At 64.8% G+C, this 13,834-nt stretch carries 15 protein-coding genes; 5 read left to right on the forward strand and 10 right to left on the reverse strand.

Annotation, left to right across the window (positions count from 1 at the left end; translation table 11 throughout):
• Window positions 1-52 precede the first annotated feature (52 nt).
• Genes thrC through AC5WJ1_RS09905 form a run of 3 tightly spaced genes read right to left on the reverse strand, consistent with a single transcriptional unit; the run spans window position 53 to window position 4,126 of the window.
• A complete protein-coding gene (gene thrC / locus AC5WJ1_RS09895; RefSeq protein WP_133096456.1) occupies window positions 53-1,498 on the reverse strand; it encodes a threonine synthase in 1,446 nt (481 codons plus the stop codon).
• Window positions 1,499-1,530: 32 nt separating this feature from the next.
• The gene (locus tag AC5WJ1_RS09900) at window positions 1,531-2,841 is read right to left on the reverse strand and encodes a homoserine dehydrogenase (protein ID WP_494476059.1); all 1,311 of its coding nucleotides are present in this window, start codon (window positions 2,839-2,841) and stop codon (window positions 1,531-1,533) included.
• A gap of 49 nt (window positions 2,842-2,890) precedes the next feature.
• Window positions 2,891-4,126, reverse strand: coding sequence for a pyridoxal phosphate-dependent aminotransferase (locus AC5WJ1_RS09905; RefSeq protein WP_133096458.1), 1,236 nt, complete (start codon window positions 4,124-4,126; stop codon window positions 2,891-2,893).
• A gap of 366 nt (window positions 4,127-4,492) precedes the next feature.
• On the opposite strand from AC5WJ1_RS09905, the gene AC5WJ1_RS09910 reads away from it, so the two are divergent.
• The 5 genes from AC5WJ1_RS09910 (at window position 4,493) to AC5WJ1_RS09930 (ending at window position 8,828) form a co-directional block, all read left to right on the forward strand.
• Window positions 4,493-4,882, forward strand: a complete 390-nt coding sequence (locus AC5WJ1_RS09910; RefSeq protein WP_133096459.1) for an Mth938-like domain-containing protein — start codon at window positions 4,493-4,495, stop codon at window positions 4,880-4,882.
• A gap of 147 nt (window positions 4,883-5,029) precedes the next feature.
• Entirely contained in the window at window positions 5,030-5,494 is a 465-nt protein-coding gene (locus tag AC5WJ1_RS09915) for a peroxiredoxin (RefSeq protein WP_133096460.1), read from the forward strand.
• 374 nt (window positions 5,495-5,868) lie between these two features.
• The gene (locus AC5WJ1_RS09920; RefSeq protein ID WP_133096461.1) at window positions 5,869-7,572 is read left to right on the forward strand and encodes a PhoH family protein; all 1,704 of its coding nucleotides are present in this window, start codon (window positions 5,869-5,871) and stop codon (window positions 7,570-7,572) included.
• Window positions 7,573-7,701: 129 nt separating this feature from the next.
• Window positions 7,702-8,109 (forward strand): hypothetical protein, encoded by a 408-nt coding sequence (locus tag AC5WJ1_RS09925; RefSeq protein ID WP_133096462.1) that lies wholly within the window; start codon window positions 7,702-7,704, stop codon window positions 8,107-8,109.
• 47 nt (window positions 8,110-8,156) lie between these two features.
• Window positions 8,157-8,828 carry a C40 family peptidase gene (locus tag AC5WJ1_RS09930; protein ID WP_135705473.1) on the forward strand — a complete coding sequence of 224 codons (672 nt, stop codon included), beginning with the start codon at window positions 8,157-8,159 and terminating at the stop codon, window positions 8,826-8,828.
• Between the two features lie 70 nt (window positions 8,829-8,898).
• Here the strand turns inward: AC5WJ1_RS09930 and AC5WJ1_RS09935 are convergent, their stop codons facing one another.
• From AC5WJ1_RS09935 to rpsF, 7 genes are all read right to left on the reverse strand, one after another.
• Window positions 8,899-9,906: an inorganic phosphate transporter gene (locus AC5WJ1_RS09935; RefSeq protein WP_133096464.1), complete on the reverse strand. Its 1,008-nt coding sequence runs from the start codon at window positions 9,904-9,906 to the stop codon at window positions 8,899-8,901.
• Between the two features lie 13 nt (window positions 9,907-9,919).
• Complete coding sequence (locus tag AC5WJ1_RS09940) at window positions 9,920-10,546, reverse strand: DUF47 domain-containing protein (protein ID WP_029048703.1); 627 nt, start codon at window positions 10,544-10,546, stop codon at window positions 9,920-9,922.
• A 192-nt stretch (window positions 10,547-10,738) separates the two neighbouring features.
• A complete protein-coding gene (locus AC5WJ1_RS09945) occupies window positions 10,739-12,130 on the reverse strand; it encodes a replicative DNA helicase (RefSeq protein ID WP_063238032.1) in 1,392 nt (463 codons plus the stop codon).
• A 185-nt stretch (window positions 12,131-12,315) separates the two neighbouring features.
• Entirely contained in the window at window positions 12,316-12,768 is a 453-nt protein-coding gene (gene rplI / locus AC5WJ1_RS09950) for a 50S ribosomal protein L9 (protein ID WP_135705474.1), read from the reverse strand.
• Between the two features lie 31 nt (window positions 12,769-12,799).
• Window positions 12,800-13,078 (reverse strand): 30S ribosomal protein S18, encoded by a 279-nt coding sequence (gene rpsR / locus AC5WJ1_RS09955; protein ID WP_006575387.1) that lies wholly within the window; start codon window positions 13,076-13,078, stop codon window positions 12,800-12,802.
• A 3-nt stretch (window positions 13,079-13,081) separates the two neighbouring features.
• Window positions 13,082-13,381 (reverse strand): primosomal replication protein N, encoded by a 300-nt coding sequence (gene priB, locus AC5WJ1_RS09960; protein ID WP_133096466.1) that lies wholly within the window; start codon window positions 13,379-13,381, stop codon window positions 13,082-13,084.
• A gap of 77 nt (window positions 13,382-13,458) precedes the next feature.
• Window positions 13,459-13,833, reverse strand: coding sequence for a 30S ribosomal protein S6 (gene rpsF, locus AC5WJ1_RS09965; protein WP_029048699.1), 375 nt, complete (start codon window positions 13,831-13,833; stop codon window positions 13,459-13,461).
• Window position 13,834: the final 1 nt, after the last annotated feature.

Consider the following 13,834-nt stretch of genomic DNA (forward strand, 5'->3'; position numbering starts at 1 on the left):
GCGCGGACACGGCACGCCGCGGTGCCGCAGCGTGCCCTTGGCGCCAGCGTGCTTACAGGCCGGTGTGGCCGGCGATATAGGCCTTGACCCTGGCGGCGTCGGCCGGCATCACTTCAAAGCGCTGCGGCAGGCTCTCGATGCCCTCGAACCTGGCCGGACGCTCCGGCTCGTGGCCGAGCGCCTCGCGGATGGTGTCGGCGAACTTGGCCGGCAGCGCGGTTTCCAGCACCACCATCGGCACGCCGGCGCTGAGATGCTCGCGCGCCACCTTGACGCCATCGGCGGTGTGGGTATCGATGGTGATGCCATAGCGCGACGACAGGTCGCGGATGGTCGCCAGCCGGTCCTCGTGCGTGCTGCGGCCCGAGACAAAGCCGAATGCGCGGATGCGGTCGAATTCCGGCGTGCCCGCCAGGTCGAAGCCGCCCTTCTCATCCACGTCGCGGAACAGCGCAGCCAGCTTGCCGGCGTCCTGGCCCAGCAGGTCGAACACGAAGCGCTCGAAGTTCGAGGCCTTGGAGATATCCATGCTCGGGCTGGAGGTGTGATACGTCTCGGCCGACTTGCGCACGCGGTAGGCGCCGGTGCGGAAGAACTCGTCGAGCACGTCGTTCTCGTTGGTGGCGACCACCAGCCTGTCGATCGGCAGCCCCATCATGCGCGCGATATGGCCGGCGCAGACATTGCCGAAGTTGCCCGACGGCACGCAGAACGAGACCTTCTGGCCCGGGCCGTCGGTCGCCAGCAGCCAGCCCTTGAAGTAGTAAACCACCTGGGCCACCACGCGCGCCCAGTTGATCGAATTGACCGTGCCGATCTTCTGGCGGGCCTTGAATTCGTGGTCGTTGGAGACGGCCTTGACGATGTCCTGCGCGTCGTCGAACACGCCTTCAATGGCGATGTTGAAGATATTCGGGTCCTGCAGGCTGAACATCTGCGCGGTCTGGAACGCGCTCATCTTGCGGTGCGGGCTCAGCATGAACACACGGATGCCGCGCTTGCCGCGCATCGCGTATTCGGCGGCGCTGCCGGTGTCGCCGGAGGTCGCGCCCAGGATGTTCAGCTCCTGGCCGGCACGGGCGAGCGCGTACTCGAACAGGTTGCCGAGCAACTGCATCGCCATGTCCTTGAAGGCCAGCGTCGGGCCGTTGGACAGGCCCAGCAGTTGCAGCTTCGTACCGCCTTCTTCGCCCAGCGTGCGCAGCGGCGTGATGTCGGCGGTGTTATCGCCCTCGCGCGCGTTGCAGTACACCTCGGCGGTATAGGTCTTGCGCGTCAGCGCGCGCAGGTCCTCGGCAGGAATGTCGTCGCAGAACTTGCGCAGGACCTCGTAGGCCAGGTCGGCATACGGCAGCTTGCGCCAGGCCTCCAGCTCGTCGGCCGTGACTTGCGGATACTGCTTGGGCAGGTACAGGCCGCCATCGGGGGCCAGGCCGCCGAGCAGGATCTCGGAGAACGATTGCGGCATGTCATGGCCGCGGGTCGACTGGTATTTCATGTGGCTCTGCTGTGGCTATGCGGTGGCTGCGCTTAGTTCAGTTCTTCCATGCGCAGGCGCGTCACGTCGGACAGCACGGTCGACAGCGCCTCGATCTTGGCGATGGCGGCGTTGACGTGCTTCTCGCGCGTGATGTGCGTGAGGATGATGATGTCGGTCTGCGGCTCGCCTTCGCGCGATTCCTTCTGCAGCATGGCGTCGATCGAGATGCCGCCCTCGGCCAGGATGCGGGTGATCTCGGCCAGCACGCCGGTCTCGTCGGCCACGCGCATGCGCAGGTAGTACGAGCTGTTGATCTCTTCGATCGGCAGCACCGGCACGCTCGACAGCTCGTCGGGCTGGAACGCCAGGTGCGGCACGCGGTGGTTCGGGTCGGCGGTGTGCAGGCGGGTCACGTCGACCAGGTCGGCGATCACGGCCGAGGCGGTCGGCTCGGCGCCGGCACCCTTGCCGTAGTACAGCGTGGCGCCCACGGCGTCGCCCTGCACCAGCACGGCGTTCATCGCACCTTCCACGTTCGCGATCAGGCGCGCGGCCGGCACCAGGGTCGGATGCACGCGCAGCTCCACGCCGTCGTCGCGGCGGCGCGTGATGCCCAGCAGCTTGATGCGGTAGCCCAGTTCCTCGGCGTACTTGATGTCGGTGGCGGACAGCTTCGTGATGCCCTCCACGTGCGCGCGGTCGAACTGCACCGGCATGCCGAAGGCGATCGCGCTCATCAGCGTGACCTTGTGCGCGGCATCGACGCCCTCGATGTCGAAGGTGGGATCGGCTTCCGCGTAGCCCAGCTGCTGCGCTTCCTTCAGGACCACGTCGAAATCCAGGCCCTTGTCGCGCATCTCGGACAGGATGAAGTTGGTGGTGCCGTTGATGATGCCGGCGATCCACTGGATGCGGTTGGCGGTCAGGCCTTCGCGCAGCGCCTTGATGATGGGGATGCCACCGGCGACCGCGGCTTCGAAGGCCACGATCACGCCCTTCTTGCGCGCGGCTTCGAAGATCTCGTTGCCATGCACGGCCAGCAGCGCCTTGTTGGCGGTGACCACGTGCTTGCCGTTCTCGATGGCCTTGAGCACCAGTTCGCGCGCAATGCCGTAGCCGCCGATCAGCTCGATGACGATGTCGATGTCGGGGCGCGTCACCACCTGGTGCGCGTCGCTGACGATCTCCACTTCCCCGTTGGTCAGTTCGCGCGCGCGTTCGGTGTTGAGATCGGCCACCACGGCAATCTCGATGCCGCGGCCGGCGCGGCGACGAATTTCTTCCTGGTTGCGCTTGAGCACGTTGAACGTGCCGCTACCGACGGTACCGATGCCGAGCAGGCCAACTTTGATGGGGTTCATGGACAATCTTCTGAGTTGCTAAGGATGGGTTGCGGCGCAGCCCGCGAAATCAGGCCGCTGCCTTGCCGTGGCGTTTCCGGTACGCCTCGAGGAAGCGCGCGATACGGCCGATGGCCTCGCGCAGGTCTTCCTCATGCGGCAGGAACACGATGCGGAAATGGTCGGGCTTGGCCCAGTTGAAGCCGGAGCCCTGCACCAGCAGCACCTTGGACTCCTGCAGCAGTTCGTAGATGAACTCCTGGTCGTCCTGCACCGGGTACATCGACAGGTCCAGCTTCGGGAACAGGTACAGCGCCGCCTTGGGCTTGACGCAGGTCACGCCCGGGATCGCGGTGATCAGTTCATAGGCCAGGTCGCGCTGGCGGCGCAGGCGCCCGCCTTCCGCGACCAGGTCGTTGATGCTCTGGTAGCCGCCCAGCGCGGTCTGGATCGCCCACTGGCCCGGCACGTTGGCGCACAGGCGCATCGACGACAGCATGTTCAGGCCTTCGATGTAGTCGATGGCCGGGCGCTTGTCGCCCGACACCACCATCCAGCCCGCGCGGTAGCCGCACGAGCGGTAGTTCTTGGACAGGCCGTTGAAGGTCACCGTCAGCACGTCGGTCGACAGCGAGGCAATCGAGGTGTGGGTGACGCCGTCGTACAGGACCTTGTCGTAGATCTCGTCGGCGAAGATGATCAGGCCATGCTCGCGCGCGATGGCGACGATCTCGAGCAGCAGCTCATCCGAATACAGCGCCCCGGTGGGGTTGTTCGGGTTGATGATGACGATGGCCTTGGTATGCGGCGTGATGCGGGCGCGGATATCGGCCGGATCGGGCATCCACTCGTTGGCCTCGTCGCAGATATAGTGCACCGGCGTGCCGCCGGACAGGCTGACCGCGGCGGTCCACAGCGGGTAGTCCGGCGCCGGCACCAGCACTTCGTCGCCGGTGTTGAGCAGCGCGTTGACCGCCATCACGATCAGCTCGGAGGCGCCGTTGCCGACATAAATATCGTCCAGGCCAACGCCTTCGATATTTTTTTGCTGGGTATAGTGCATGATCGCCTTGCGTGCAGCGAAAATGCCCTTGGAATCAGAATAACCTGCCGAATTCGGCAGATTTCGCATCATGTCCTGCTGAATCTCTTCCGGCGCGTCAAAACCGAATACGGCGAGGTTGCCAATATTCAGCTTGATGATCTTGTGCCCTTCTTCCTCCATCTGCTTGGCCTTTTCCAGCACCGGACCGCGGATGTCGTAGCAAACGTTATTGAGTTTGTTGGATTTCTGGATGGGTTTCACGGCGATGTCGGGGCAAGCTGTCGGTCAGGCTGTCGGGCAGGCATAGTGTGCCGCGTCGGCGGCACCGGGCAGAAAACCTGGCTAAATCTGGAAGAACGCGGAGGCGCCGTCCGCTGCAATGCAACGCGCGCGTGGCACAGGCGTGGCAAACAGGGAGGCAAAAGCTATAATTTATCGGATTATGACAGACTTCGGCAGGGATTCTTGCATTGCAGCGTACGCCACCGGCGCGTACGGCAAGCGAACGCGGGCCATGGCCCGGCCCTGCGCCTGTCCTGCCCGTCACACCACGACCGCCCGCGCTGCCGGCCTTCCGCCCCACGGGCCGGCCATGCAATCCGCGGCGGCCGCCGCAGAGGCCTCCAAGTGAAACTCCACGCCGACCAGCCCCAGTCGCTGAATACCGTCACGGCCTATGGGCCGGACTATATCGAGATCAACCTCGTCCGCCACACCACCTCGATCCTGGTCATGCCCGAGGGCGAAATCCGGCCCTGGCCGGTGAACCGCTTCGAAGAACTCGAGCCGGCTCATTTCGAACAGCTGGCCGAACTCAATCCCGAAGTGGTGCTGCTTGGCACCGGCTCGCGCCTGCGCTTCCCGCACCCGCGCCTGACCGCATCGCTCTCGCGCCGCCATGTGGGCGTCGACGCGATGGACATGCAGGCCGCCTGCCGCACCTACAACATCCTGATGGCCGAGGGCCGCAAGGTGGCTGCGGTGCTGCTGATCGAGCCGGCCGCCGGCGCTGCCTGAGGTCGAAGCGGGATCGCGTGGTGCGCCCACGCCGAAGTTGAGCCCACGCCACGCTTGAAGTCCGGGTGCGCGCCCCAATCTGCTCCCGCTAAGGTGGCAGCACCCCCCTTCCCGAATCTCCCTGCCCCTTGCCCAGGAGCCACAAGAATGACGATCAGTCTCAACAAGGCCGTACCCGACTTCAGCGCGCCGATGACCGGCGACGCCACCTTCCGCCTTGCCGACTTCCGCGGCAAGACGGTGGTGCTGTACTTCTACCCGAAGGACAACACGCCGGGTTGCACCACGGAGGCCATGAACTTCCGCGACCAGTACGAGGATTTCACCAAGGCCGGCGTGCAGGTGTTCGGCATCTCGCGCGACAGCATCCGTTCGCACGAGAACTTCAAGGCCAAGCTCGAGCTGCCGTTCGAACTGATCTCCGATGCCGACGAAGCGGTGTGCGCACTGTTCGATGTCATCAAGATGAAAAAGCTTTATGGCAAGGAGTATCGCGGCATCGAGCGCAGCACCTTTGTCATCGACGGCAAGGGCATCCTGCGGCACGAGCTGCGCGGCATCAAGGTGCCGAACCATGTCGACGAAATTTTGGAACTGGTGCGCGCCATCTGAGGTCCTGCGTGTTTTGCGTGGCTGCGACACCGCGTACAGCCGGCGCCGCAAAGGGTTGCCAAACCCAATTGCCAAACCCGGGACCTTCGGATACATTGGCCCGTAATGAGTTCAGATTCCGGATGCCACGCTGATTCGACTTCCCGGCCCAGGCGGTTCGCGCCACAGGCCGGTCGCGGACCTGCCGTGTCGCCGGTCCGCAAAGAAGCCGCCAACCCTGTTATGCAGGCATGGCGGCTTTTTTGTTTGCGCTCACGCCTGTCCGCGCCGGGTGCCTCGCGCATGCATGCCCCGGCCCATGACCACGACGCAGTCGCGCGTCGCGGCACGGACGCCTTAGCCCCTCTCTCGTCCCCCTGAAAGGAAAGCCAAGCATGCCGCTGCCTACCATGCCCGCCAAGCCTGCCCAATTGCTGGACCCGAGCGAATTCGCTCCGGTCTCCGCGGTGCCCAAGGCCAAGTCCGCCACACAGTTGAAGAAACCTGTGCCGGCACTCGAGCGCGTGGCATTGCTGGAAACCGGCGAGGCCAGGGCGCCTGCCGTGAAGGCGCGCGCCGCCGGTGGTACCCGCGCCCGCAGCACCGAGACCCCGGCCGGGCCCGCGCCCACGGCCAGCGCGCCGCCGGTCAGCCTGGTCAAGCCCGTGGCCGGCACCTCGCGCCGCGCGCGCAAGGCCGAAGGCCCGAGCAAGCTGTTCGTGCTCGACACCAACGTGCTGATGCACGACCCGAGCTCGCTCTTCCGCTTCGAGGAACACGACATCTATCTGCCGATGATGACGCTCGAAGAACTGGACAACCACAAGAAGGGCATGAGCGAAGTCGCGCGCAACGCGCGCATGGTCAGCCGCACGCTCGATTCGCTGGTGGGCGGCACCGACGGCGTACTCGACGAGGGCCTGCCGCTGGAGAAGCTCGGCAACCGCGACGCGCAGGGCAAGCTGTTCTTCCAGACGCGGCTGAACGACATCAAGCTGCCCGAGGGCCTGCCGCAGGGCAAGGCCGACAACCAGATCCTGGGCGTGGTCAGCGCGCTGCAGCAGCAATACCCCGAGCGCCAGGTCGTGCTGGTGTCCAAAGACATCAACATGCGCATCAAGGCGCGCGCACTGGGGCTGCCGGCGGAGGACTACTACAACGACCAGGTCCTGGAAGACAAGGACCTGCTCTACGCCGGCGTCATGCAGTTGCCCGGCGACTTCTGGGCCAAGCACGGCAAGGGCGTGGAAAGCTGGCAGGATCCCAAGTCCGGCGCGATGTTCTATCGCCTGACCGGACCGCTGGTGCCTTCCTTCCTGGTCAACCAGTTCGTCTACCTGGAACCGGTCGACGGCAGCCTGCCGCTGTACGCGCAGGTCAAGGAAATCAACGGCAAGACCGCACTGCTGCAGACGCTCAAGGATTACACGCACCACAAGAACAATGTGTGGAGCGTGACCGCGCGCAATCGCGAGCAGAACTTCGCGCTCAACCTGCTGATGAATCCCGACATCGACTTCGTCACGCTGCTGGGCCAGGCCGGTACCGGCAAGACGCTGCTGGCGCTGGCGGCAGGCCTGGAGCAGGTGCTCGACCAGAAGCTCTACAACGAGATCATCGTCACCCGCGCCACCGTGCCGGTCGGCGAGGACATCGGCTTCCTGCCCGGCACCGAGGAAGAGAAGATGCAGCCGTGGATGGGCGCGTTCGACGACAACCTTGAAGTGCTGCAGAAGAGCGACGACAGCGCCGGCGACTGGGGCCGCGCCGCCACGCAGGAGCTGATCCGCTCGCGCATCAAGGTCAAGAGCATGAACTTCATGCGCGGCCGCACCTTCGTCAACAAGTTCGTCATCATCGACGAGGCACAGAACCTGACGCCCAAGCAGATGAAGACGCTGGTGACGCGCGCGGGCCCCGGCACCAAGATCATCTGCCTGGGCAATATCGCGCAGATCGACACGCCGTACCTGACCGAAGGCTCGTCCGGCCTGACCTACGTGGTGGACCGCTTCAAGGGCTGGAGCCACAGCGGGCATATCACGCTGGCGCGCGGCGAGCGCTCGCGCCTGGCCGACCACGCCGGCGACGTGCTCTGACGCGGGCGGCAGCCGGGACGCCTGCCTTGCGGGCGGTCGCCCCGGCCCGCTGTCGTGAACGGCAAGCACAATGCGGCTATGATGTCCGCACATCCGCTTGTTGTCCCGCACCCCCAACCGGAGGCGTCGATGAACCAACAGCATCTCCGCCTGGCCGCGCTGATTGGCGCTGCCATGGTCCTGGCCGGCCCGCTTCAGGCGCGCGCAGCGGCTGACGACCTGGTGATTCGCACCATGGGTCCGGTCAGCTATGTCTGCGGCGGTGTCGCCGAAGACGAGCGCGATGCGCTGGCCGCGCGCGAGAAGGATTTCAATATCGGCATCCTGTTCACGCAAGGCGCCGCGGGCGAGTTCCTGTCCGACGTCGCGGTCAAGCTGGTACGCGACGAACAGGAGGTCGCAACCTTCCGCGCCGCCGGCCCCCGCTGCCTGATACGTGCGCCGGAAGGCAGCTACAATATCGAAGCCAGTTACAAGGGCCAGGCCAAGTCGATCAAGGTCAGCACCGGTACGCGCAACGCCCAGCTACGCTGGTAGCGTCAAGGCTTCCGGTGCGCCGGCAGGCCGGCGACCGGAATCCAGCGATGCCATTGCCCCGTACCCCTAGCTCTTCCAGTCCTCCCGCACTGCCAGGCCCGCTTGCCCGGGCCGGCATGCCGCTGCTCTGCGCCGCCGCACTGCTGCTGGCAGCGTGCGCCAGTTCCCCACCCTCTCGCCATGGCAGCTTGCCGCGTACGCCCGGCAAGCCCATGGTCGATCCCAGCGCCGGACTCGAGGAGATCTCGATCCAGGCGATGTCGCTGGTCGGCACGCCCTACCGCTACGGCGGCAACACGCCGGATGCCGGCTTTGACTGCAGCGGCTTGGTACGCTATGTGGTATCCCGTGCCGCCAGCGTGGACCTGCCGCGCACCACCGAAGCCATGGGCACCCGCGGCACCACGCTCGACCGCAGCGAAGTCGCCTCCGGCGACCTGGTGTTCTTCAACACCACCGGACGCGCCAACTCGCATGTCGGCATCTACGTCGGCCAGAACCGCTTTGTCCATGCGCCATCGTCCGGCGGCACCGTGCGGCTGGAAGACATGGGCAAGCCATACTGGGCCTCGCGCTACAACGGCGCGCGGCGCGTGGTTTCCGGCGCGATCAACCTGCCGCCGCCTGCTATACCGGCCCCCGCACCAGCGCCGCCGGTACCGGAACCGGCCCCGCTGCCCGACGACGACGATCCCATCGCCGCCTTCGCCAACCGCTGAGCGCCTGGCACGCGGGCAAACAAAAAGCCAGGCAGCTGCCTGGCTTTTTGCATGACCGTCCAACCCTGCGTTACAGGATATGGCGCCCGATCCACCATGCGATCGCCGCCATGAAGGCCGATGCCGGGATCGTCAGCACCCAGGCCCACACGATATTGCCGGCCACGCCCCAGCGCACCGCGGACATCTTCTGCGCCGAACCGACGCCGACGATGGCCCCTGTGATCGTATGCGTGGTCGATACCGGCACGCCCAGCGCCGAGGCAAAGAACAGCGTCAGCGCTCCCCCGGTCTCGGCACAGAAGCCGCCCACCGGCTTGAGCTTGGTGATCTTCTGCCCCATGGTTCGCACGATGCGCCAGCCGCCGAACAGCGTGCCCATGCCGATGGCCACATAGCAGCTCACGATCACCCATGTCGGGGGTTGGCCGCCAGCCATCACGTGGCCACTGGCGATCAGCAGCATCCAGATGATGCCGATGGTCTTCTGCGCATCATTGCCGCCATGGCCCAGGCTGTACAGCGAGGCCGACACCAGCTGCAGCCGGCGGAACCAGCGGTCTACACGCGACGGCGGGGTGCGGAAGAAGGTCCAGCCCACCATCACCATCATGATCGAGCCAAGCACGAAACCCAGGAACGGCGAGATCAGGATAAAGGCCACCGTCTTCAGCAGACCGCTGCCAACCAGCGCACCGGTGCCGGCCTTGGCCACCGCCGCGCCGACCAGCCCGCCGATCAGTGCGTGCGACGACGACGACGGGATGCCGTAGTACCAGGTAATGACGTTCCAGGCGATCGCCCCGACCAGGGCGCCGAAGATGACGTAGTGGTCGACGATCCCGACATCGATGGTGCCGGTGCCGACGGTGGCCGCCACCTTCAGGTGAAAGACGAAGATGGCGACGACGTTGCACATCGCCGCCATAGCGACCGCATGGTGCGGCTTGAGCACGCCGGTGGACACCACCGTGGCGATCGAGTTGGCCGCGTCATGGAAGCCGTTCATGAAGTCGAACAGCAGCGCGAGCGCCACCAGCAGGGCAATCACCCACAGGCTCATTTGAATGGTCTGCATGCCGATTGCCGCCTCAGGCGTTTTCCAGGACGATGCCTTCGATGATGTTGGCGACGTCCTCGCACTTGTCGGTGATCGTCTCGAGCTGTTCGTAGATGGCCTTCAGCTTGATCAGGCGCTTCACGTCGGTCTCGTCGCGGAACAGCTTCGACATCGCCGAGCGCATCACGCGGTCGGCCTCGGACTCGAGCTGGTCGATCTGCTGGGCGGTCTTCAGGATGGTGCTGGCATTCCCCATGTCCTCGAGCAGGCCCACCGCGATCTTGACCTGGTCGCAGCACTGCACGCAGATTGCGGCCAGGCGCAGCGCCTCTTCGGTCAGGTTGGTCACGTCGTACAGCGAGATGGTCTCGGCCACGTCTTCCATCAGGTCCAGGATATCGTCCATGGTCGTGATGAGCTTGTGGATCTCGTCGCGGTCCAGCGGCGTGATGAAGGTCTTGTGCAGCAGGTCGATGGTGTCGTGCGTGATCCGGTCGGCCTTCTTCTCGGTGGCCTGGACGCGGCGGGCATGGGCCTCGGCGTTGGGCAGGTCGTTGACCAGGGCCTGGAGCTCGTGGGCGGCGGTCACCGCGCAGTCGGCGTGCTGGTTGAAATATTCGAAGAACTTGCCCTCGGTGGGCATGAATCGGCCGAACATGGAATGTTCCTTAAGGCGGCGCGTGTAGCGCTGCTGATGTGTTGCAGATGGATTGAACGCGAAGCACGACAGCCGCCGGGTCGGCGGCTGTCATCAAAGCGCAATATTTTACAGGGTTACGCGGACATTGCCCGCCGATTTGGCACAAACGAGACGGCCAGCGGCGCGATCTCTGCAGGCGGCTTGACTTCGTCAGGTGTCGTTGTCGAAGAACGCCGGGCCGCCGGTGAAGTTGTCGAACTTGGTGAACTGGCCCAGGAAGGTCAGCCGCACCGTGCCGATCGGGCCGTTACGCTGCTTGCCGATAATGATTTCGGCGGTGCCCTTGTCCTGCGAATCGGGGTTGTAGACCTCGTCGCGGTAGATGAACAGGATCACGTCGGCATCCTGTTCGATAGCGCCGGATTCACGCAGGTCGGACATCACCGGACGCTTGTTGGGACGCTGTTCCAGGCTTCGGTTCAGCTGCGACAGCGCGATCACCGGGCAGTTGAGTTCCTTGGCCAAGCCCTTCAGAGAACGGGAAATCTCTGAAATTTCCGTCGCGCGGTTCTCACCGCCGCCGGAGCCCGACATCAGCTGCAGGTAGTCGATGATGATCAGGCCGAGCTGCCCGCACTGGCGCGCCAGCCGGCGCGAGCGCGCGCGCAGTTCCATCGGGTTCAGCGCGGGAGTTTCGTCGATGAACAGCTGCGCATCGTTCATGCGCTGGATGGCATGCGTCAGGCGTGGCCAGTCTTCATCCAGCAGGCGGCCGGTACGCAACCGGTGCTGGTCCAGCCGCCCGACCGAGCCGAGCATACGCATGGCCAGCTGCGTGCCGGCCATTTCCATCGAGAACACTGCCACCGGCAGGCCCTGCTCCACCGCCACATGCTCGCCGATGTTCAGCGAGAACGCGGTCTTACCCATCGACGGGCGGCCGGCGACGATGATCAGGTCGCCGCCCTGCATGCCGCTGGTCATCCGGTCCAGGTCCACGAAGCCCGTGGGCACGCCGGTCACGTCGCTGGTGCTGTCGCGATGGTAAAGCTCGTCGATGCGCTCCACCACCTGCGTCAGCAGCGGCTGGATTTCCTGGAAGCCGGCCTGGCCGCGCGCGCCTTCCTCGGCGATCGCAAAGACCTTGGATTCAGCTTCGTCCAGCAGCTCGCGGACTTCCCGCCCCTTGGGCGCGAAGGCGGCCGAGGCGATATCGTCGGCCACCGTAACCAGCTTGCGCAGCACCGCACGCTCGCGCACGATTTCCGCATAGCGGCGGATATTGGCCGCGCTGGGCGTGTTCTGTGCCAGCGAATTCAGGTACGCCAGCCCGCCAACTTCCTCGGCCTTGCCCGCAACCTGCAGCATTTCATAGACCGTGATCACGTCGGCCGGCTTTGTGGCCGAGATCAACCGGGCGATGCTCTGGAAGATCATCCGGTGGTCGAAGCGGTAGAAATCCGCCTCCGAAAGGAAGTCCGCAATGCGGTCCCAGGCGGCATTGTCCAGCAGCAGGCCACCGAGCACCGACTGCTCGGCTTCGATGGAATGCGGCGGGACCTTGAGGTTGTCGAGTTGGGGGTCGGCGACGGGCGCGTTCATGGGGAGGGATTATAACGGCGGGACGCTGGCAGGAGGACGCACTACACCGGACATTTGCCGGACGTGCGTCCAACATCTGCCGGCCAGCGCCAGCGGGCAACAAAAAAGGCAGGAGCCAGGGCTCCTGCCTTTTCTGCTTGCAGTGCTTCGGGCGGCGCCGCGCAGCGGCACCGCTGCAGCGGGTCTTAGACCTGCTCGCCCAGCACCGACACGGTCACGTCGACCACGACGTCGGTGTGCAGCGCGACGCTGATCGGGTGGTCGCCCACCATCTTCAGCGGGCCGTTCGGCAGGCGAACCTGAGCCTTCTCGACCTTGAAGCCTTGGCCTTCCAGGGCCACGGCGATGTCGGCGTTGGTGACCGAGCCGAACAGACGGCCGTCCACACCCGACTTCTGGCTGACCTGGACGGTCAGGCCGTTCAGCTTCTCGCCTTCGGCTTGCGCCGCGACCAGCTTCTCGGCGGCGGCCTTTTCCAGCTCGGCGCGCTTGACTTCGAATTCGGCGATCGCGGTTTGCGTGGCGCGGCGCGCCTTCTTCGACGGGATCAGGAAGTTACGAGCGTAACCGTCCTTCACCTTGACGATGTCACCCAGGTTGCCCAGGTTGATGACTTTTTCCAGCAGAATGACTTGCATCGTGTTTTCTCCGTTACGGACCTAGGGCCTATCAGTTCTTGTGCAGGTCGGTGTACGGCAGCAGCGCGAGGAAACGCGCACGCTTGATCGCCGTATCCAGCTGACGCTGATAGTGGGCCTTGGTACCGGTCAGGCGGGCCGGCGTGATCTTGCCGTTGTCGCCGATGAAGTCCTTCAGGGTGTCCAGATCCTTGTAGTCGATCTGTTCCACGCCAGCCACGGTGAAGCGGCAGAAGCGCTTGCGCTTGAACAGCGGGTTCTGTTGCTGGAAGCGCTTCTTGTTCTTGTTGTCACGTTTGACGAATGCCATGATTCAATCCTTTACGAATGCTTTACATCCGGTGATGTGAAAGACGAGAGCCTTGCTGTTGCGGTGCTTGCGGGCGAGGAATCCTTCGCAGTCGAGCAGCGTGCCGAGCGGTAACCGCTCAAGCCGCTGACCCACCGGCCCGATCCCCATTGCCGCGATGGCAAACTCAACCTGCCGTGGCGTTTCCGCCTCGACCGTCTCGCCGCTGTACTGCAGGATGCAGTTCACGACGGGCACTCCGGCCGGGGTATAGCGCAGGGCATCGCGTTCCGCCAAAGTGGCGGCAAGCCGAAGTTGGTTCAACGCGGGGCCTCTTGCCGTTTGCCATCCGTGCCGCCAGGGCCGACATGGTCAGCCTGGGCGCGCACCGCAGTCCGCACTCAGGCGGCCTGGCCTTCGGTGGTCGTTTGCGCGGCCTTGCGGGCTTCTTCGCGCTGCACTTCCTTCATCATCGGCGAAGGAGCGGTTTCAGCCTTCTTGGTCTGCACGATCAGGTGGCGCAGAACGGCGTCGTTGAACTTGAAGGCGTGTTCCAGTTCAGCCAGCGTGTCCTTGCCGCATTCGATGTTCAGGCAAACGTAGTGAGCCTTGGCCAGCTTCTGGATCATGTAGGCCATCTGGCGACGGCCCCAGTCTTCCACGCGGTGAACGTTGCCGTTCTGCGAGGTCACGAGCTGCTTGTAGCGCTCGATCATGGCCGGCACTTGCTCGCTCTGGTCCGGGTGGACGATGAAGACGATTTCGTAATGACGCATT

Source organism: Cupriavidus sp. MEYA8 (assembly GCF_059278825.1).

Coding starts and splice junctions, on each gene's coding strand:
- thrC (WP_133096456.1), bottom strand. CDS start 1,498: ATGAAATACCAGTCGACCCGCGGCCATGACATGCCGCAATCGTTCTCC.
- AC5WJ1_RS09900 (WP_494476059.1), bottom strand. CDS start 2,841: ATGAACCCCATCAAAGTTGGCCTGCTCGGCATCGGTACCGTCGGTAGC.
- AC5WJ1_RS09915 (WP_133096460.1), top strand. CDS start 5,030: ATGACGATCAGTCTCAACAAGGCCGTACCCGACTTCAGCGCGCCGATG.
- AC5WJ1_RS09940 (WP_029048703.1), bottom strand. CDS start 10,546: ATGTTCGGCCGATTCATGCCCACCGAGGGCAAGTTCTTCGAATATTTC.
- rplI (WP_135705474.1), bottom strand. CDS start 12,768: ATGCAAGTCATTCTGCTGGAAAAAGTCATCAACCTGGGCAACCTGGGT.
- AC5WJ1_RS09935 (WP_133096464.1), bottom strand. CDS start 9,906: ATGCAGACCATTCAAATGAGCCTGTGGGTGATTGCCCTGCTGGTGGCG.
- rpsF (WP_029048699.1), bottom strand. CDS start 13,833: ATGCGTCATTACGAAATCGTCTTCATCGTCCACCCGGACCAGAGCGAG.
- AC5WJ1_RS09945 (WP_063238032.1), bottom strand. CDS start 12,130: ATGAACGCGCCCGTCGCCGACCCCCAACTCGACAACCTCAAGGTCCCG.
- AC5WJ1_RS09925 (WP_133096462.1), top strand. CDS start 7,702: ATGAACCAACAGCATCTCCGCCTGGCCGCGCTGATTGGCGCTGCCATG.
- AC5WJ1_RS09920 (WP_133096461.1), top strand. CDS start 5,869: ATGCCGCTGCCTACCATGCCCGCCAAGCCTGCCCAATTGCTGGACCCG.
- AC5WJ1_RS09930 (WP_135705473.1), top strand. CDS start 8,157: ATGCCATTGCCCCGTACCCCTAGCTCTTCCAGTCCTCCCGCACTGCCA.
- rpsR (WP_006575387.1), bottom strand. CDS start 13,078: ATGGCATTCGTCAAACGTGACAACAAGAACAAGAAGCGCTTCCAGCAA.